This window comes from Streptomyces platensis (assembly GCF_008704855.1).
Classification (GTDB): Bacteria; Actinomycetota; Actinomycetes; order Streptomycetales; family Streptomycetaceae; genus Streptomyces; species Streptomyces platensis.
On record NZ_CP023691.1, the window covers coordinates 1234221 to 1253006 of the forward strand.

15 protein-coding genes are annotated in these 18786 nt (G+C 73.3%); 4 read left to right on the forward strand and 11 right to left on the reverse strand.

Annotation, left to right across the window (positions count from 1 at the left end; all coding sequences use genetic code 11):
* Positions 1 to 199: 199 nt before the first annotated feature.
* The 6 genes from CP981_RS05075 to CP981_RS05100 all read right to left on the reverse strand — a co-directional run bounded on the left by CP981_RS05075 (position 200) and on the right by CP981_RS05100 (position 6401).
* On the reverse strand, positions 200 to 1246 hold the full coding sequence (locus CP981_RS05075; protein ID WP_085923932.1) for a hypothetical protein: 1047 nt from the start codon (positions 1244 to 1246) through the stop codon (positions 200 to 202).
* Between the two features lie 136 nt (positions 1247 to 1382).
* On the reverse strand, positions 1383 to 2906 hold the full coding sequence (locus CP981_RS05080; protein WP_208852895.1) for a hypothetical protein: 1524 nt from the start codon (positions 2904 to 2906) through the stop codon (positions 1383 to 1385).
* 179 nt (positions 2907 to 3085) lie between these two features.
* Complete coding sequence (pcp, locus tag CP981_RS05085; protein ID WP_085923934.1) at positions 3086 to 3730, reverse strand: pyroglutamyl-peptidase I; 645 nt, start codon at positions 3728 to 3730, stop codon at positions 3086 to 3088.
* Between the two features lie 93 nt (positions 3731 to 3823).
* Entirely contained in the window at positions 3824 to 4792 is a 969-nt protein-coding gene (locus CP981_RS05090) for a DUF979 domain-containing protein (protein WP_085923935.1), read from the reverse strand.
* Positions 4789 to 5499 (reverse strand): DUF969 domain-containing protein, encoded by a 711-nt coding sequence (locus CP981_RS05095; RefSeq protein WP_085923936.1) that lies wholly within the window; start codon positions 5497 to 5499, stop codon positions 4789 to 4791. Before CP981_RS05095 ends, CP981_RS05090 begins: the two co-directional genes overlap by 4 nt.
* 158 nt (positions 5500 to 5657) lie before the next feature.
* Positions 5658 to 6401, reverse strand: a complete 744-nt coding sequence (locus tag CP981_RS05100) for a GntR family transcriptional regulator (RefSeq protein ID WP_085923937.1) — start codon at positions 6399 to 6401, stop codon at positions 5658 to 5660.
* A 351-nt stretch (positions 6402 to 6752) separates the two neighbouring features.
* Between CP981_RS05100 and CP981_RS05105 the strand changes: the two genes are divergently transcribed.
* Genes CP981_RS05105 through CP981_RS05115 form a run of 3 tightly spaced genes read left to right on the forward strand, consistent with a single transcriptional unit; the run spans position 6753 to position 9099 of the window.
* On the forward strand, positions 6753 to 7553 hold the full coding sequence (locus CP981_RS05105; protein ID WP_085923938.1) for a LamB/YcsF family protein: 801 nt from the start codon (positions 6753 to 6755) through the stop codon (positions 7551 to 7553).
* On the forward strand, positions 7550 to 8173 hold the full coding sequence (pxpB, locus tag CP981_RS05110; protein ID WP_085923939.1) for a 5-oxoprolinase subunit PxpB: 624 nt from the start codon (positions 7550 to 7552) through the stop codon (positions 8171 to 8173). The genes CP981_RS05105 and pxpB overlap by 4 nt, the downstream gene beginning before the upstream one ends.
* The gene (locus tag CP981_RS05115; RefSeq protein ID WP_244329561.1) at positions 8170 to 9099 is read left to right on the forward strand and encodes a 5-oxoprolinase subunit C family protein; all 930 of its coding nucleotides are present in this window, start codon (positions 8170 to 8172) and stop codon (positions 9097 to 9099) included. The genes pxpB and CP981_RS05115 overlap by 4 nt, the downstream gene beginning before the upstream one ends.
* A gap of 29 nt (positions 9100 to 9128) precedes the next feature.
* On the opposite strand, the gene CP981_RS05120 is transcribed toward CP981_RS05115, so the two are convergent.
* Complete coding sequence (locus CP981_RS05120) at positions 9129 to 10529, reverse strand: MFS transporter (protein ID WP_085923940.1); 1401 nt, start codon at positions 10527 to 10529, stop codon at positions 9129 to 9131.
* Between the two features lie 156 nt (positions 10530 to 10685).
* On the opposite strand from CP981_RS05120, the gene CP981_RS05125 reads away from it, so the two are divergent.
* Positions 10686 to 11558: a helix-turn-helix transcriptional regulator gene (locus tag CP981_RS05125; protein ID WP_085923941.1), complete on the forward strand. Its 873-nt coding sequence runs from the start codon at positions 10686 to 10688 to the stop codon at positions 11556 to 11558.
* A gap of 47 nt (positions 11559 to 11605) precedes the next feature.
* Here CP981_RS05125 and CP981_RS05130 read toward each other — a convergent pair whose 3' ends face one another.
* From CP981_RS05130 to CP981_RS05145, 4 genes are read right to left on the reverse strand one after another with little or no spacing between them, the layout of a single operon-like run.
* Positions 11606 to 15220 (reverse strand): hydantoinase B/oxoprolinase family protein, encoded by a 3615-nt coding sequence (locus tag CP981_RS05130; RefSeq protein WP_085923942.1) that lies wholly within the window; start codon positions 15218 to 15220, stop codon positions 11606 to 11608.
* A complete protein-coding gene (locus CP981_RS05135) occupies positions 15217 to 16176 on the reverse strand; it encodes an SGNH/GDSL hydrolase family protein (RefSeq protein WP_244329562.1) in 960 nt (319 codons plus the stop codon). The genes CP981_RS05130 and CP981_RS05135 overlap by 4 nt, the downstream gene beginning before the upstream one ends.
* Positions 16173 to 17402 (reverse strand): glycosyltransferase, encoded by a 1230-nt coding sequence (locus CP981_RS05140; protein WP_085923944.1) that lies wholly within the window; start codon positions 17400 to 17402, stop codon positions 16173 to 16175. Before CP981_RS05140 ends, CP981_RS05135 begins: the two co-directional genes overlap by 4 nt.
* Positions 17399 to 18526 (reverse strand): glycosyltransferase family 4 protein, encoded by a 1128-nt coding sequence (locus tag CP981_RS05145; RefSeq protein ID WP_085923945.1) that lies wholly within the window; start codon positions 18524 to 18526, stop codon positions 17399 to 17401. The genes CP981_RS05140 and CP981_RS05145 overlap by 4 nt, the downstream gene beginning before the upstream one ends.
* Positions 18527 to 18786 lie beyond the last annotated feature (260 nt).

Consider the following 18786-nt stretch of genomic DNA (forward strand, 5'->3'; position numbering starts at 1 on the left):
TCGTGCGACGGTCGGATGGATCCGTCCAGCCGGTCGGTCGGAAGGATCAGTCGGGCCGGTCGGTCGGAAGGATCAGTCCGGCCGGTCGGTCGAACGGATCGGCCCAGCCAGTCTGTCGGACGGATCGGTCCAGCCGGTCGGTCGGACGGTCACCCGGCAGTCGGAACGCCGTCAGGGCACCAGCAGTCGACATGCCCCCTCAGCCCGAATGGAACGGCAGTCCGGCGTCCGCGACCAGGGCGAGGTCGTCGGTGTCCTCGCCCGGCAGCAGGGCGGCGCTGCCGTCGGTGACGGGGACGATGCCCAGCTCCAGGAGTTCGGCCATGGCGGCGCTGCCGGCCATGTCGCGGACCTGGAGCTGATAGCGGGCGGTGGTGCGGTAGGCGCCGCCGGCGTCGTCACCGGTGCGCTGGAGGAAGCCGGAGTCGACGAGGAAGGTGACGGCCTTGGCGATGATGCCGGTGGTCGAACCGGCGAGCCGGCGGGCGTCCTTGGTGGCGCCGGTCGCACTGCGCCGGGCGTAGATACGCCAGGCGGACTCCAGGCCGGGGGCATCGGTGGCCGGGTCGGTGTTCTCGCCCTCCTGCTCGGCGCGCTCCTCCAGCCGGCGGCAGGCCTGCCGGACGAAGGCGTCGACGCCGTTGACCGTGATCCGGCCGATGTAGCCGTCGTCGGCGAGGTCCTCGGGACGCGGGAAGGCCAGCGCGGCGACGGCCAGATGGGCCAGGCCGTGCAGGAAGCGGTCGGCGGAGTCGGCGGAGGCACGGCGGGCATAGTCACCCATTCGTACGGCGAAGACGGAGTCCTCGTCGGCGGTGACGGCCATCCCGGCGCGGGTGGACACCTCCAGGACGACCAGACCGAGGCCGGTGGCGACGGCGTCGGCGAGCCGGGCGAAGGCGGGCTCGTCCCGGTAGCGGCGCAGGAGTTCGCCGTATTCGGCGTCGCGGGCGGGCAGCAGCTTGGGCTGGAGGCCGAAGGAGACCAACCGGGCGGCGTCGGCGGCATCAGCGGGGGTCAGGGGGTGGGGGCCCGGCTGCTCCTGGCGGTCCCCCCGCTCGGCCGAAGCCGGGAACGGGAACGCGGCCGAGGGCTTGGATGGGGGTCCCCCCTGCTCGAGCGAAGCCGAGAGCTTGGGGGAGGGTCCCGCCGCGCCCGTATCGGCGTCGGCCGTGGGCGCACCCCAGCCCGGCTCACCGGCCCCGGACGCCGGGTCCGGCTGCGGCGTCTCGTCGTACTGGGTCACGGAACAAGCTCCTTGCGAGGGACGGTCGGGAACATCTCGGGCCGTTGCGACGGCGGGCGGCCGCCGGGCGCGCCACGGCCCTGCCGGACCGGCCGCGCCCCGCCGTTCGCCGCCCGCTCCTCCTGGGCGCGGGGCATCAGGCCACCTCCGAGCGGTCCGCGGCCATTCCGGCGGAGTCCAGCAGCGCCGTGCCGACGATGAGGTCGGCGCCGCCGAACTCGGGGTCTATCAGCTCCGTGCCGTCGTCGACGGCGAACAGCAGCTGTTGTTCGCCCTGGCGGTAGGCCGTGCCGACGGGCGGGCTGGCGGCGTGCACGGCCAGCAGGGCGACGAGGTAGGGGAGTTCGGGATCGCTGCGGCGCGCCTCGGCGAGCAGGCCGGAGAGCCTGCGGGGCGCGTCGGCGGGCAGGTCGAGCAGCGCCATCGCGGCGTCGAGCTGGGCCTCGCTGAAGCGGCTGTCGTCGGGGGTGGCCACCAGGTCGGGCTCGGGCATCTCGGCGCCGAGGTGCTCCCGCTCCATGGGCGGGGTGAGCAGCATCTCGACGAGGTCCCCTATGCGCGCGGCCGACGGGGTGCGCAGCCCCGTGCCCTTGGCGAAGAAGGCGTCGGTGACACGGATGGCCTGCTCGGCGGGGAGCGGCAGCAGCGGGGCGACCAACTGGCCGTAGAGGTCGAGTCCGGCGCGGGCGACGGGGGTCGCGAAGGCCTGCCGGTCCTGTTCGGCGCGGAACAGCGGCCCGGCCTCCAGCAGCCGGGACTGGAGCTGGGTGTGGCGGCGGATGCAGTCCTTGACGATGTCGACGAGCTCGGCGGCCCGCCGCTTGTGCTCGGGCTCCTCGGTCTCGTCCCGGGCCTTGCGGATGTTCGTCAGGATGGCGTTCTCGTGGCGGTAGCGGTCCGCGACGTGGTCCAGCGCCTCGGTGATCATGTCGGGGACGGTCTCCAGCCAGTCCACGGCGCGGACGTTGCGGCGGGTGGCGTCCAGGGTCCTGCGGAGCGTCTCCGCATACTGCACGGTGCGGTAGCGGGCCTGTTCGGCGGCGAGCTGGGCATCGGCCAGCCGGCCGCGGTTGATCAGCACCTCCAGCTTGACCTCCGCGGCGATCTGGGCGCTGGTGACGTCCGTGTCGAGCGCGCCGACCAGGACGTTGACCGCTTCGTCGGTGGCCCGGAGGTAGACGCTGCCACCGCCGCCGGGGACCTCCTCGATGAGCTTGAAGTCGTAGTCGCGGCGGACGTACTCGCCCTCGGTGGTGAAGGTGCCGTAGACGGCGCGGAAGCCGCGGTCCACGCTGCCGACGTTGATCAGATTCTCCAGCACCCAGCGGGCGACCCGCTCATGCTCGCCCGCTGGACGGCGGGGGGCCTGGGCGGCGACCCGGGGGAGCACCTTCGCCACTATTTCCTCGTGGTCGGCGCCGGTGTCGAAGTCCATGTTGAGGGTGACGAGATCGATGACGGCGAGCGCCACCTCCGCCATCGCGTAGATGCCGTACTCGCCCGCGAGGTTGGCCTTGCGCACATCGAGGTCGTGCAGCGGCGCGGTGCATGCCAGGGCGCGCAGCCGACGGGCCAGGCCTTCGTCGGCGGCCGGGCCCGGCGCAGGCCGGTGAGGGCCGTTGAGCTGGGGCGCAGCAGTCCCCGGGGCGGAAAAAGTCACGTCGCACAGAGTAGGCGCTCGCACTGACAACGGACGAAACGGCGCGGATCCGTTCATGGGTGGAACCGCAGGTGAATCCGTTGACGAACCGCTCACGGGCCGCTCACGGACCGACGCGACAGTCTACGGCGTGGCCCGCGAGAGCCGGTCGCCAGGTCCCGTGGGTGCCGGTGCCGGTCTCAGTGGGTGGCGCCGCCGGCGACCCGGATGTCGGTGTGGGTGCGCGCGGTGGTGAGGGCGATCTCGTGCAGGGCCCGGGTGACGGCCTCGGACGGGAGCGACGGCTGGGAGCGGTCGACGACCTGTTCCGGTGCGTAGGGGACGTGCACGAATCCGCCGCGTACGCCAGGCAGTTCTGTGGCGATGAGGTGGGCGAGGCCGTAGAACACGTGGTTGCAGACGAAGGTGCCGGCGGTGTTGGAGACGGAGGCGGGGAGCCCGGCGGCGCGGACGGCCGCCACACAGGCCTTGATCGGCAGGGTGGAGAAGTACGCGGCGGGGCCGCCGGGCACGATCGCCTCGTCGATCGGTTCGGCTCCGGAGGCATCGGGGATCCGGGCGTCGTCGACGTTGACGGCGAGGCGTTCGACGGTGATGTCGGGCCGGCCGCCCGCCTGGCCGACGCACACCACTATCTCGGGGCGGGCCTCCTCGATCGCGGCGCGCAGCACCGCGATCGAGGCTCCGTAGACGCAGGGCAGTTCGATGGCGGATGCCTCGATGCCGGCGGGCGGTTCGGCCGCGGCGGCGCGGACGGCCTGCCAGGAGGGGTTGAGCGATTCACCCTCGAACGGGGCAAATCCGGTCAGCAGAACCCGGGTCATACGGTCATCCTTGGTGCGACGGGCGGAGCGGGGACGGAGCGGACCAGGTGCCAGGGGTACCGCCCGGCGAGCGGCGGTACCCCTGGCACCTGCTCAGAAGGCGAACAGCGCCATGATCACGATGTTGCAGCCCAGCAGCACACCCGCGGTGGGCAGCTGCGCCTTGATGGGCCCGTACTGGTCCTTCAGCTCCAGCAGCGCCGCCGGGACGATATTGAAGTTGGCGGCCATGGGGGTCACGAGGGTGCCGCAGAATCCGGCGAGCATGCCGATGGCCAGCACGGCGGGGGCGTTGCCGTCGAAGTGCCCGACCAGCACGGGCCAGCCGACGGCCGCGGTCATCACGGGGAAGGCGGCGAAGGCGTTGCCCATGATCATGGTGAAGGCGAACATGCCCACGCAGTAGACGACGACCGCGATGTAGAGCGAGTCCTTGGGCAGGACGGAGGTGGTGAGCTTGCCGACCTGGTCGCCGACGCCGGAGACCTGGAAGATGGCGCCCAGTGTGGCCAGCATCTGCGGCAGCAGCATGGCCCAGCCCATCGCCTCCAGCATGGAACGGCCGGACTGCACGGGCACCGAGATCCGCTTCTCCCGGAGGATGATCATGCCGACGGCGAGGGCGACGACGGCTCCGATGCCGAGGCCCAGGATGGTCTCGCTGCCCTCTTCGAGGACCGGCTCGCCCCCGAAGGACAGGTGCTTGACGCCGATGGCGCAGGCCATGGCGACGACCGGGATGGTGAGCGCCGGGATGAACAGCCGGTTGCCGAGCTTGGCGGCGCTCGCGACGCGCTGCTCGGTGGTGGTGGTGCGCGGGGTGCCGCGTCCGGTGAACCCGAAGCCGGCCAAACAAGCCATGGCCAGCACCGCGACGCCCAGAGGCTCGGCGGGTGCCTGCTTGGTGACGACCCAGCTGCTGTAGATGAAGCCGGCACCGATCAGGCCCCAGAAGGCGCCGGTGCCGAAGCGCTTGGGGTTGCTGCGGTCGGCGGCCATCTGGACGGCCATCACCAGGAAGATGAGGCCCACCAGCCAGTAGAACCACTCTGCCTTGATCACTTGGCGGCCTCCACTACGGCGGTGTCGTGCACGTGGGCGGTGAGCAGTTCGCGTTCCAACTGGCGATCCAGGCGCAGCAGTCGCCAGCCGTGGACCACGAAGGCGCACACCGCGGTGGGGATCGCCCACAGGGCGAGCTGAAGCGGTTCGAGGTGGGTGCCGTAGGTGGTGTTGACGAAGCCGGTGATCAGCAGGATCGAGCCGACGGCGAGGAAGACGTCCTCTCCGAAGAAGAGACCGACGTTGTCGGCGCTCGCGGAGAACGACCGGACCTTCTCCCTTGTCCGGTGCGGGAGTTGGCCGTATTTGCGCTCGGCCGCACCCTCGGCCATCGGGACGGCGAGCGGGCGGACGGTCTGGGCATGGCCGAAGACGTTGGTCAGTCCGACCGCCGCACCGATCTGCCGCAGACCGAGGTAGAGCGCGAGGAAGCGGCCCGTGGTGAGTTTGGCGAACCGGGCGATGAGGTTACGGGCCTGCTCCTGGAGGCCGTAGCGCTCCAGGAGGCCGATGACCGGGAGGGTGATCGCGAAGATCGTCACCGCCCGGCTGCCGGCGAAGCCGTTGCCGAACGCCGCGAGCACCTTGCCCGGTGACAGCCCTCCGAGGAGGCCGGTCGCGATACCGGCCACCCCTACGACCAGCAAGGGATTGCGCTTCGTGGCGAAGCCGATCACGACCACGAGCACGCCGAGGAGCACGATCATGGGTCCGCCTTCCGCGTACGGGGACCCCACAGGGCCCGTGAGGAGATGAACAGATTGCAGCGGAGGCTAGGCGATTGTTCAACGATCCGACAAGGGTTGTGCGGCAACGGATCTGCGGAGCTCCCCGGAGCGGACCTCAGGGGCGGCTCCCCCGCCGCTCACCCCTCCGCGATGCGCTGCGCGTACGCCCCCGACAGCTGGCTGCGCGAGTCCTCCAGGTAGGACCGCAGCAGCCGTTCGGCCTCGACGGCGTCGCCCGCCTGGAGCGCCTCGGCAATCTGGCGATTACGGGTCAAGTAGGGCGCATGGAAGCGCCGGGGGTCGGCCATGACGTGGAAGACGAGCCGGAGTTCCGCGAGCACACCCCGCATCAGCTCGTCCGTGCGCGGACTGCCCGCCAGGGCCACGACGCCCTGGTGAAAGCGGATGTTGGCGGTCGAGAGCGCCTGCCACTCGCGGTCCGCCGAGGCGGCCTCACCGGCCTGTACGGCGGCCTCGATCGCCGCGACGGCTTCGGTCACCCCGGCGTCGTACGGCCCCTGTCCCAGCCCCCGTACCGCCGCGCACTCCACGAGGAGGCGCACCCGGTAGATGTCCTCCAGGTCCTCGACCGTCACCACCCGGACGAAGACCCCGCGGTTGAGTTCGTGCACCAGCAGCCGCTCATGGGTCAGCAGCCGGAACGCCTCCCGCAGGGTGTTGCGCGAGACGCCCAGCGCGCCGCCGATGCTCTCCTCCGAGAGGCGGGCGCCGGGCGGGAAGTAGCCCTCGGCGATCCGGTCCCGCAGGATGTCGGCGACCCGCTCGGCCGTACTGGAGCGGCCCAGCAGGGGGCGGTCCCGCTCCAGGCCCGCGACCTCGGTGAGCCGCCCCTGATCGTTCTTCGCCACTCCGCCGGCCATGACGCTCCCCGCTCTCGCGCTGTACCAGGCGGCGGGTTCGAGCCGTCCCGGTGTCCTGGAGCGAAAGTCAATCCCAGATGAGGGGACGAAACAACGCACCTTCGACCGGTATGCATCCACCTCTTGTCGGATCGTTGAACAATCCCTTACGTTGTCCCCGACGCCGCCGGCCCCGAGCACCTCTGGAACGGACATACATGAGCGAGCGCAGCGAGGGAGTCATCCAAAGGTGCGCGCCACGCGTATGCGGGGCCGAGCGAAGCGAGGTTTCGGCATGAGCGAGCGCAGCGAGGGAGTCATCCAAAGGTGCGCGCCGCGCGTATGCGGGGCCGAGCGAAGCGAGGTTTCGGCATGAGCGAGCGCAGCGAGGGAGTCACCGCAAGCGTGGGCGTTCCTCCCGTCATCGACCTCAACGCCGATCTCGGCGAGGGCTTCGGCCGCTGGCAGCTCACCGACGACGAGGCGCTGCTCTCCGTCGTCACCAGTGCCAATGTCGCCTGCGGCTTCCACGCCGGCGACCCGGCCACGATGCGCCGGGTGTGCGAACTGGCCGCCGAGCGCGGGGTGGTCATCGGCGCCCAGGTCTCCTACCGCGATCTGGCCGGCTTCGGCCGCCGCGCGATGGACGTTCCGCCGGACGAGCTGGCCGCCGAGATCACCTACCAGATCGGCGCCCTGGAGGTCTTCGCGCGCGCCGCCGGTGCCCGCGTCGGCTATGTCAAACCGCATGGCGCGCTCTACAACCGCTGTGTGCACGACGAGGAGCAGGCCCGCGCCGTCGTGGACGGCATCCGCGCCGCGGGCGGCGGGCTGCCGGTCCTCGGACTGCCCGGCTCCCGGCTGCACGAGGCCGCCGCACGGGCCCAACTCCCGGTCATCGGCGAGGCGTTCGCCGACCGCGCCTATACCCCCGAGGGCACCCTGGTTCCGCGCCGTGAGCCGGGCGCGGTGATCCATGACCCCGACGAGGTCGTCAAGCGCGCCCTCGGCATGGCCCGGGACCAGGCCGTCACCGCCCGCGACGGCCGGCGGGTGGCCGTCCCGGCCCGTTCGCTGTGTCTGCACGGCGACACCCCGGGGGCCGCGGACCTCGCCCGGCGGGTCCGGTCCGAGCTGACCGCGGCCGGCGTCCACGTGCGGAGCTTCGTATGAGGCCGCTGCCGGTCGGTGAACACGGGCTGCTCATCGAGCTGGACAGCGCCGAGGAAGTCGAGGCACTCCACGCCGAGCTGCTGCGCCGGGCCGCCGACGGCGCGCTGCCGCCGCTGCGCGAGATCGTGCCGGCCGCCCGTACGGTGCTCCTCGACGGCCTCGCCGACCCGCGGGGCCTCCTCGCCGAACTGGCCGCGTGGGACATTCCGCCGCTCACCGCCGGCCACCGGCCCGCGGTGGAGATCCCGGTCCGCTACGACGGCCCCGACCTCGCCGATGTCGCCGCCCTGTGGGACGTCACCCCCGACGAGGTCGTACGGCGGCACTCCGCCACGGAGTTCCATGTCGCTTTCTGCGGTTTCGCGCCCGGCTTCGGCTATCTGACCGGCCTGCCCGAGCCGCTGCACGTACCGCGCCGGGACACCCCCCGTACCAAGGTCCCGGTCGGCTCGGTCGCCCTCGCCGGCCCGTACACCGGGGTCTATCCGCGCTCCTCCCCCGGCGGCTGGCAGCTGATCGGCACCGCCGACACCGTGCTGTGGGACCCGCGCCGCGAACCGGCGGCGCTGCTCTCGCCCGGCACCCGCGTCCGCTTCGTCCCGCAGGAGACCGCCCGATGACCGACCGCGCCTTCTCGGTCGTCCGGGCCGGTGCGCTCACCACCGTCCAGGACCTCGGCAGGCCCGGACACGCTCACCTGGGGGTGCCGCGGGCCGGCGCCCTCGACGCGCCCGCGCACCGGCTCGCCAACCGCCTGGTGGGCAACCCCGGATCCGCCGCCACCCTGGAGACCACGCTCACGGGCTGCGCCCTGCGGATGCGTACCGCCACCACCGTCGCCGTGACGGGCGCCCCGTGCCCGGTGACCGTCGACGGCCGCCCCGCCCCCTGGGGCGCCCCGGTCCGGGTACCGGCGGGCGCCGTCCTGGACGCGGGACCGGCCACCCACGGTCTGCGCTCGTATCTCGCCTTCGCCGGGGGCGTCGACACCGAACCGGTCCTCGGCAGCCGCGCCGCCGATCTGCTCTCCGGCCTCGGCCCGGACCCGCTCGGCGACGGTGCGGTCCTCCCCCTGGGTGACCCGCACGGCCCGCCGGCCCGCGCCGATGCCGTCCCGCACCCCGGCCCGGTGCCGGAACTCCTGCTGCCGTTCCTGCCCGGCCCGCGCGACGCCTGGTTCACCGAGGCCGGTCTGCGCACCCTCACCACCGGCCGCTTCCGGGTCTCCCCTGCCAGCAACCGCATCGGCCTGCGCACCGAAGGGCCACCCCTGGAGCGCGCCCGCACCGGCGAACTCCCCAGCGAGGGCATGCCCCTGGGCGCCCTCCAGGTCCCGCCCAACGGCCTGCCGGTCCTCTTCCTCCACGACCACCCCACGACCGGCGGCTACCCGGTCGTCGGTGTGGTGCCCGAACGCTTCCTGGCGAGCGCGGCTCAGGCGGTACCGGGTACGCCGGTCCGGTTCCTGCGCATGCGCCCCTGGGGCCGGGTTCCCAGCGGCCGGTGGAATCCGACCGCCGGAGATGCCGACGGACGGCGGGCCTGACCGCAGACGTCCTGCCGTCGCCGCGGTCCTCACCGTCGCGGCAGCAGCGCCGCCGCGCCCAGCGCTGTGGCCACCAACAGGCAGGCGGCGAGCAGCAGGCTCTCCCCCATGCCCCATGCGAAGTCGTCTGCGAGGAGCGCACCGAAGACGGCGATGCTGAGCGCTCCGCCCGTCTGGCGGCTGGTGTTGAGCAGCGCCGCTGCCGTGCCGGCCCGCTCGGCGGCGACGCTGTCGAGCATCAGGGAGGTCAGCGCCGGCATCGCGAGGGCGCCGCCGACGCCCAGCGGGATCATCAGCAGGGCGGTCACCCACGAGGGCGTGCCGGTGTCGACGGCGAGCAGACCGCCGCAGCCCAGCGCGCAGGTCAGCATTCCTGAGACGACCACCGTCCGCGGGCCGTAGCCGGAAACCGCTCGCGGCGAGAGGTAGTTGCCGATGGCGGTGACCACCGCCATCGGCACGAACATCAGCCCGGCCGAGAGTGCCGTCTGCCCTCGCTGCTCCTGGAAGAAGAGACTCAGGACGAACACCTCGCCGTAGAAAGCGGCGTTGAGGGCGAAGCCCGCGATGACCGGCACGGTGACACCGCGCTGCCGGAACAGCTCCAACGGCAGCATCGGCGTGCGCCGCCGTGCCTCAGCGACCACGAAACCGGCCCCGGACACCACCGCGACCCCTGCCGCGACGAGCACAGTGCCGGTCAGCCCGCCGTGCCCGCCCTCGATCACGGCGAAGGTCAGTCCGGCCAGCGCCAGTACCGCCGTCAGCTGCCCGGGCAGATCGAACGCAGCAGGGCGGCGTGGGGAGCGCGCCGCCCGCAGCAGGGCCAGGAAGCCGATGAGCCCGGCAGGCACATTGAGACAGAACACGGCGCGCCAGCTCCACGTTGTGGTGAGCAGCCCGCCCAGAACGGGCCCCGCGGCGACGGCCACCGCGCCGCCAACCGTCCACAGGGCGACGGCGCGCGCCCGCACGCCCGGCTCGGGGAACGCCTGCCGGATCAGCGCCAGCGAGGCGGGCACCATCAGCGCTGCCGCGCTCCCCTGCACCACGCGCGCCGCCGTCAGCGCTCCGAGCGTCGGCGCCGCCCCACAGGCCAGCGAGGCGAGGGTGAACACACCGAGCCCCCAGCCGAACGCACGCCGCGCGCCCACCGCGTCCGAGAGCGCACCGGCGGAGAGCAGCAGCGCCGCGAACATCAGCGTGTAGCTGTCAACGGTCCACTGGAGCCCGGACATCGAACCGCCGAGTTCACCGCGCACGGCGGGCAGCGCGACATTGACTCCGGAAACGTCCAGCGTGATCACGAAGAAACCGAGCACGGCCGCGATCAGCGCCGCGACGGCAGCGCCCGGCCGCTCCCCTTCACCCCGGGTACCCGTCCTCCGCGTCTCGGCTCCCGTGCCTGTCCCGGCCTGCCCCACGCTCATCGTCCTCCGCGCTCCCCACGTTGCCGTCCCTGGCGAATACGGAAATCAGCCTGCCCGGCATGTGCGGCCCCCGGCAGACCGGGCCGTGCGGGGGAGCGCTGTTCCTGGCCCTGATACGGCCCCCCTGCACGCCTGGCTCTTTGCGACAATGGCCGGATGAGCGACGGTACGGAACTGGGCCGCTTCCTCCGCGCCCGCCGCGGGCAGATCCGCCCGCAGGACGTGGGCCTGCCCGTCGGCACAGGCATCCGCCGCACGCCGGGGCTGCGCCGCGAGGAACTGGCGACGCTGGCCGGGGTCAGCGTCGACTACTACACACGGCTGGAGCGCGGCCGCGAGACCCGGCCCTCGCCCGCCGTCGTCGCCGCGCTCGGCGAAGTGCTCCGGCTGTCCGATGACGCGCTGCACCGGCTGCACGAGCTGGTGGCGCTCGCCGCAGGCCAGGCACCGCCGCCGTCGCCGGGCCCGGCGCGTGCGGTGCGGGAGCCGGTTCGCGCCTTGCTGGAGACGCTGCGCCCCTCACCGGCGTACGTCGTCAGCCGCACCAACGACCTGCTGGCCGCCAACCGGCCCGGCCTGCGCCTCCACTCCGGCATCACGGACTGGCCGCGGGAGCGCCGCAACATCACCCGCTATATGTTCCTGCACCCCATGGGCCGCAGGCTGTACCGCGACTGGGAGGAGATGGCGGCGCACAGCGTGGCTCACCTGCGTGCGATTGCGGGGGCCGACCCGGACATGCCGGAGCTGGCCCAGCTCGTCGGCGAACTCGTGGTGAAGAGTCCGGAGTTCGCCCGGCTGTGGGAGCGGTACGAGGTCCGGGCACGTGGCGGCGGCCACAAGCACTTCCAGCACCCGGAGGTCGGCTCGATGTCCCTCACCTTCGAGGTGATGGCGATCTTCCGCACCGACGGCCAGCGCCTCGTCGTCTACCAGGCGCCCACCGGCACTGCCGACCACGACGCGATGCTGCTGCTGGACATGGCCAGCCCCGAGGAGGCAGCGCTCGTCGACGGAGCCGAGCGGTAGCCGGGCGCGCAGAACGCGGAGGCCGGCGTCGCCGGACAGCCATCCGCTCAGCCGCCGTCCGGCGTCCCGTATCCCCCGCCGCCCGGGGTGCGCAGCACCAGGACATCGTCCACGCCGACGTCCGCCGCGTCACAGCCCGCCAGGTCCTCGTGCGCGCCGTCCGCCCGCTCGATGGAGTTGGCGCCCAGCGCACCGGGGGCGCCGCCCGCCATGCCGTACGGCGCGACCCGGCGGTGGTTGGTCAGCACGGCGATGGTCATCGGCTCCAGGAAGCGCAGCCGGCGCTCGACGCCGCAGCCGCCGTGCCAGCGGCCCCTGCCGCCGCTGCCGGAGCGGATGGCGAAGCTGTCGACGCGGACGGGGTAGCGCCACTCCAGTACTTCGGGGTCGGTCAGCCGGGAGTTGGTCATATGGGTCTGTACGGCATCCGCGCCGTCGAAGCCGTCACCGGCGCCCGCACCGCTGGCGACGGTCTCGTAATACTGCACCCGGTCATTGCCGAAGGTGACGTTGTTCATGGTGCCCGAGCCCTCGGCCTGGACACCGAGCGCGGCGTAGAGGGCGCCGGTGACGGCCTGGGAGGTCTCCACATTGCCCGCGACGGTGGCCGCCGGGAAGACGGGAGCGAGCATCGAGCCCTCCGGGATACGGACCTCCACGGGCTTGAGACAGCCGCTGTTGAGCGGGATGTCGTCGGCGACCAGGGTGCGGAAGACGTACAGCACGGCCGCCATCACCACCGAGCTGGGGGCGTTGGCGTTGCCGGGCTGCTGGGGTGAGGTGCCGGCGAAGTCCAGTACGGCGCTGCGTGCGGCGCGGTCGACGGTCAGTGCCACATGGATCTCGGCCCCGCTGTCGGTTTCGTAACGGTAGCTGCCGTCCGACAGCCCGGCGATGATCCGCCGGACCGATTCCTCGGCGTTGTCCTGGACGTGCCCCATATAGGCCCGTACGACGTCCAGGCCGAACTGCTCGGTCATCCGCCGGAGTTCCTGGATGCCCTTCTCGTTGGCGGCGATCTGGGCACGGAGATCGGCGAGGTTGGCGTCCGGTGCGCGGGAGGGGTACGGGCCGGCGGCGAGCAGATCGCGGGTCGCGCGCTCGCGCAGTTCGCCGTCGCGCACCAGCAGCCAGTTGTCGAAGAGGATGCCCTCCTCCTGGATGGTGCTGCTGAAGGCCGGCATCGAGCCCGGGGTGATGCCGCCGATCTCGGCGTGGTGGCCGCGGGAGGCCACCAGGAACAGCAGGGTGTCCCCGTCGGCGTCGAAGACGGGAGTGACGACGGTGACGTCGGGGAGATGGGTGCCCCCGTGGTACGGATCGTTGATCGCATACACATCGCCGGGCCGCATCTCGTCGCCGCGGCGCCGCAGCACCTCCTTGATGGACTCCCCCATCGATCCCAGGTGCACCGGAATGTGCGGGGCGTTGGCGATCAGATTGCCGTCGGCGTCGAAGAGCGCACAGGAGAAGTCGAGGCGCTCCTTGATGTTGACGGAGTGCGCGGTGTTCTCCAGGCGCACGCCCATCTGCTCGGCGATCGCCATGAAGAGGCTGTTGAAGACCTCCAGCATCACCGGGTCGGCCGCCGTGCCGACCGCCGCCCGGCCGGTGCGCGGCCGGGTGCGGGTCAGCGTGAGATGTCCGCGCTCGCCCATGGCGGCCTGCCAGTCCGGGTCGAGGACCGTGGTCGCGTCCTCCTCGGCGATGACGGCCGGGCCGGTGAGGGTGTCACCCGGGCGCAGGTCGGTACGCCGGTAGAGGCCGGTGTCCTGCCAGCGGCCGCCGGTGTACATCCGGATCGTCGCGGCAGGCGTCAACTCCCCTTCTCTGCTGCCGGGTTGCGTCTCATGGTCACCGGCGCCGCCGGCCGCTCCCCGCGCCTCGACCGACACCGCCTCGGCCACCAGGGGTTTGTCCATGGTGAAGGCGTAGCGCTCACGGTGTGCCCGGACGAACTCCGCGGCCATGGTGTCGGCGTCGGCCAGCGGGACGCCGATGGTGGAGTCGGTCCCGGCGTAGCGGATCAGCACCCGGGCCCGGGTGGTGACGGAGGCGTCCGGCACCCCGTCGTCGAGGAGTTCGCGCCGGGTCTGCGCGGCGAGGGTGTCACACACCTCCTGGACCCGGCCGGCGGCCCCGGGGTCGGTGAACTCCGCCTCGACGGCCTGCTCGCGCATCGCGGTGGCGTCGGCGACCCCGATGCCGTACGCGGAGAGCACCCCGGCCAGCGGCGGGACGAGCACCGTGTCGATGCCCAGCGCGTCGGCGACCGCGCAGGCGTGCTGGCCGCCGGCGCCGCCGAAGCTGGTGAGCGCGTAGCGGGTGATGTCGCGGCCGCGCTGGACGGAGATCTTCTTGACGGCGTTGGCCATGTTGAGCACCGCGATGTCCAGGAAGCCGGCCGCGACCTCCTCGGGTCCGCGGTCGTCCCCGGCCTCGGCGGCGGCCCGCGCGGCCAGTTCCGCGAAGCGGGTACGGACCACCTCGGCGTCCAGCGGCTGGTCACCGTCCGGCCCGAACACCGCCGGGAAGTGCGCGGGCTGGATCCGGCCGAGCATGACATTGGCGTCGGTGACGGTGAGCGGGCCGCCGCGCCGGTAGCAGGCCGGTCCCGGGTCCGCACCGGCGGAGTCGGGGCCGACCCGGTAGCGGCGGCCGTCGAAGTGGAGGACGGAGCCGCCGCCGGCCGCGACGGTGTGGATGTTCATCATGGGCGCGCGCATTCGCACGCCCGCGACCTCGTTGCCGAAGACCCGCTCGAACTCACCGGCGTAGTGCGACACATCGGTGGAGGTGCCGCCCATGTCGAAGCCGATCACCCGGTCGTAGCCGTCGCCCGCCTCGGCGGACGTACGGACCATGCCGACCACACCGCCCGCGGGCCCGGACAGCACCGCGTCCTTGCCGCGGAAGTGCGCGGCCTGCCGCAGCCCCCCGTTGGACTGCATGAACATCAGCCGGATACCGGGGAGCCGGTCGGCGATCTCATCGACATAGCGGCCCAGGATCGGCGAGAGATAGGCGTCGACGACGGTGGTGTCGCCGCGCGGCACCAGCTTCATCAGCGGGCTGACCTCGTGCGAGCAGCTGACCTGGGCGAAACCGGCGCGCCGGGCCAGCTCGGCGACCGCCCGCTCGTGCTCGGCGTGGCGGTAGCCGTGCAGCAGGACGACGGCGGCGCTGCGCAGACCGTCCGCACGGGCCCGGACCAGCGCCCGGCGGACCTCGTCCACGTCCAGCGGCCGGACCAGGCCGCCCTGGGCGTCGATCCGCTCCGGTACCTCGATCACCCGGTCGTAGAGCGCCTCGGGCAGCACGATCCGCCGGTCGAAGATCCGCGGCCGGTTCTGGTAGGCGATCCGCAGCGCGTCCCGGAAGCCCTCGGTGATCAGCAGCACCGTCGGTTCGCCCTTACGCTCCAGCAGGGCGTTGGTGGCGACGGTGGTGCCCATCTTGACGACCGACACCCGGTCGGCGGGCACCGGTTCGTCCGGGCCGAGCCCCAGCATCAGCCGGATGCCGGCCACTGCGGCGTCCCGATAGCGCTCCGGATGGTGCGAGAGCAGCTTGGTGGTGGCCAGCTGCCCGTCCGGCCGCCTGCCGACGACGTCCGTGAACGTGCCACCGCGGTCGATCCAGAACTCCCAGCGTCCGGTCACCCCGCCATTGTCGCAGCGCCCCTCGCCGTACCGGTGTCTTTGACGGTGCCCGCGCCGTCCGGCCGGGTCAGCGCGGCGAGTGCGGAGCGGGTGGCATGGTCGGCCGCGGCGTCCAGCAGACGCCCGGAGCCGGCCAGGCCGTGCCGGCACTCCTGGACCGCCAGACCGAGCAGCCCTGGCAGCAGATCCGTGCACCGGTCGGCGACCCAGCGGGTGCCCCGGGTCGCCATCCACAGCGCGGCTCCGGCACGGGTCGGCGCGGGCCCGTCGAGGGTGAGCGCGGGCGGCGGCCCGACGGGCAGGCCGACGGTGGCGAGCGCCGTGTGGAAACCGCGGGCCAGCAGCCGGTGGCCGCGCTCGCTGGGGTGCAGCCGGTCCACGCTCCAGGAGGCGCGTTCGGCGACCCACGGGTACTCGGCGAGGTGCAGATGCACGCCCTCGTAGCGGGCGGCCACCGCGTGGACGACGGTGTTCACGGCGCGCATCCGGCGCCCCAGCGGGCGGGCCAGCGGCGCGGGCAGCCCCAGCATCCGGCCCGGATCGGGCAGACAGGCCGTCAGCACCACGGCCCCGTCGGCGCTCAGCGCGCCGTGCGCCCGGTCCAGCGCGGCCGCCACCCGCTCGATGGCGAACGCGGCACGCAAGGTGTCGTTCGCCCCGACGAGCAGTGAGGCGAAGCGCGGCCGGAGCGCCCGGGCCGCGGGCAGCTGCCGTTCGGCGACATCGGCGGCCTGCGCCCCGCTCCGCGCCAGATTCACCAGCGGGACGCTCCCGGGCCGCTCACCCAGCGCCTCGGCCAGCAGGGCGGCCCAGCCACGCCAGCCGCCGCCCGGTACCGGGTCGCCGAGCCCCTCGGTCAGCGAATCACCGAGCGCGACAAAACAGCCCGGGGCCGGGGAACGCCCACCGCCCGGCGCCTGCGCCGGTATCACCACCCCCTCGGAGGCCATCGTCACCGCCCGCCCAACGGCCGCGCCGGGTGCGGTACGGCCGCGGCGGCGAGCGCCCTGCCGACCGGTGCGGGCGCGTCGTGCGCCGCCAGGAACGCATCGATGGCGGGCTGCCAGCCATAGCCCTCGGCACGCCGGCGGGCCGCGGCGCGCCGGGCGGGCTCCGGCCGGGCCAGCACTCGCTGGACCGCGTCGGCGAAGGACGACCCGTCATCGAGCGCCGTGTCCCCGCCGCCGCCGACCAGACTCGCCAGCGCGGATGCCGCACTGGCGACCACCGGGGTGCCACAGGCCAGCGCCTCCAGGGCCGCCAGACCGAAGGTCTCCGCCGGGCCGGGCGCCAGCAGGACGTCGGCGCCGGCCTGGAGCGCGGCGAGCCGGGAACGGTCGGCGACATGCCCGAGGAACGCCACGGGCAGCCGCTCGGCCCGCCCCCGGGCCTCCAGGCGCGCCCGCAGCGGCCCGTCACCGGCGACCACCAGCGCCGCGTCGACCCCGCGCCGCCGCAGCTCCGCCAGCGCGTCCAGGGCCCGGCCCGGCCGCTTCTCCTGCGACAGCCGGGAGCAGAGCAGCAGCAGGACCTCCGCCCGGCCCGCGCACTGCCGCCGCAGCTCGGCGCTGCGGCAGTCCGGGTGCCAGGCGGCGAGATCGACACCGAGCGGCGCCCGCACCACATTGCGCGCACCGGCCCGGACGAACTCCGCCGACGCCCACTCGGTGGTGCACACGACCCGGCTGTAGGCGTGCGCCGTACGGCGGTTGAGCCGGTCCGCGGCGGCACGGGCGAGCGGCTGCGGCACGCCCCAGGTGCGCAGCACCCCGTCCACGCTCTCGTGGGAGACCATCACCGCGGGCACCCGTGCCCGGCGCGCCCACTCCCCCGTCCAGCGCAGCGTCGTACGGTCGGAGACCTCCAGCCGGTCGGGGGCCAGCGAGTGCAGCAGCCGCTCCAGCCGGCGGCGGTCGGTCAGCATGCGGTAGCCACCGCTGCCCGGCAGCTCCGGCCCCGGCACGGTGATCACCCGTCCCTGTCCGGTGAGCTCGTCGCGGACACCGGCCGCCCCGTCCGCTCCCGGCGGTCCGGGCACGATCAGCACCGGCTCGTGCCCCGCGGCCCGGTAGCCCGCACCGAGTTCGCGCAGCGCCGTGCGCAGCCCGCCGGAAGCCGGCGTGACGAAGTTGGCGATCCGGACGATCCGCAGACCCGCCCCGGTGGTGCGTCGCGCGCTCATGCCGCCACCGCCGGCCGGTCGCTGAGCACGGCCTCGTAGTGCCCCAGCAGCTGATCGCCGACCGCTTCCCAGGAGCGGTCCTCAACGGCGCGGCGGGCCGCGGTGCCGAACCGGGCACGCAGCTCGGCACCGCCCGCGAGGAAGCGCACCGCGTCCCGGAACGCGCCGCCGTCACCGGGCGTCACCAGCAGCCCCGTACGGCCGTGGTCCACCAGGTCCAGCGGGCCGCCCGCCCGTGGCGCCACCACCGGCACACCCGAGGCCATCGCCTCCTGCACGGTCTGGCAGAACGTCTCATACGGCCCCGTATGGACGAAAACATCCAACGACGCATAAAGCCGCGCGAGTTCGTCCCCGGTGCGACGGCCGAGGAAGCGGACCTCCGGCAGCGCGGTACGCAGCCCGGCGGCACTGGGACCGTCGCCGATGACGACGGTGCGGACCCCCGGCAGCCGCGAGGTCTCGGCCAGCAGCCGGACGTCCTTCTCCGGCGCGAGCCGCCCCACGTACCCCACCAGCAGCTCCCGCCCCGCGGTCAGCGAACTGCGCAGCACCGCGTCACGCCGCCCCGGGTGGAACCGCTCGGAGTCGACACCGCGCGGCCAGAGGTGGACCCGCGGCACCCCGTGCTCGGTCAGGTCCAGCAGCGCCGCGCTGGACGGCGCCAGAGTGCGGTCGGCGGCGGCATGCACCGCCCGGATACGCCGCCAGGCCGTGGCCGCGCCCCCGCCGAGGTAGGTACGGGCGTAGCGGCCCAGATCGGTCTGGTAGACGGCGATCGCGGGCACCTGCCGACGGGCGGCGGCCGCCATCCCGCGGGCGCCGAGGACGAAGGGACTGGCGAGATGCACCAGGTCAGGACGGTGCCCGTCGAGCGCCGCGGACAGCCGTCGCCCGGGAAGCGCGATCCGCACCTGCGGATAACCGGGCAGCGGCATGGAGGGCACCCGGACGACGGGGCAGGGACTCTCGTCCGTATCGGTGGCCGCCGAAGCGCCACCCAGCGGCGCGATGACGAGCGGATCGTGACCGCGCCGGACGAGGTGCCGGGCGGTTTGCAGGGCGCAGTGGGAGACGCCGTTGACATCGGGCGGGAAGGATTCGGTGACGAGGACGACACGCATACGGCTGTTGTCGGCGCACCGTGCGTGGGGGGAGCCAAAGGGATCTTTCCTGTCGGAAAATTGTGGCCCACGTTTTTGGCTTTCCCGCCGTGGTGGTTGCTCGCCGTTCCGCTGCGCTTCGCCTCCGCCGACGTCTGCGGCTTTCCCGCCGTTGCGCCTGCGGCGGGCGGGGTCCGCTGCGCGGGGCTGTCGGGGTGCGGTGACGGGCCTCCGCGGGTGGGGGTTTCCGGACTGCTTCGCTTTACGTCCGGAAACCCCCA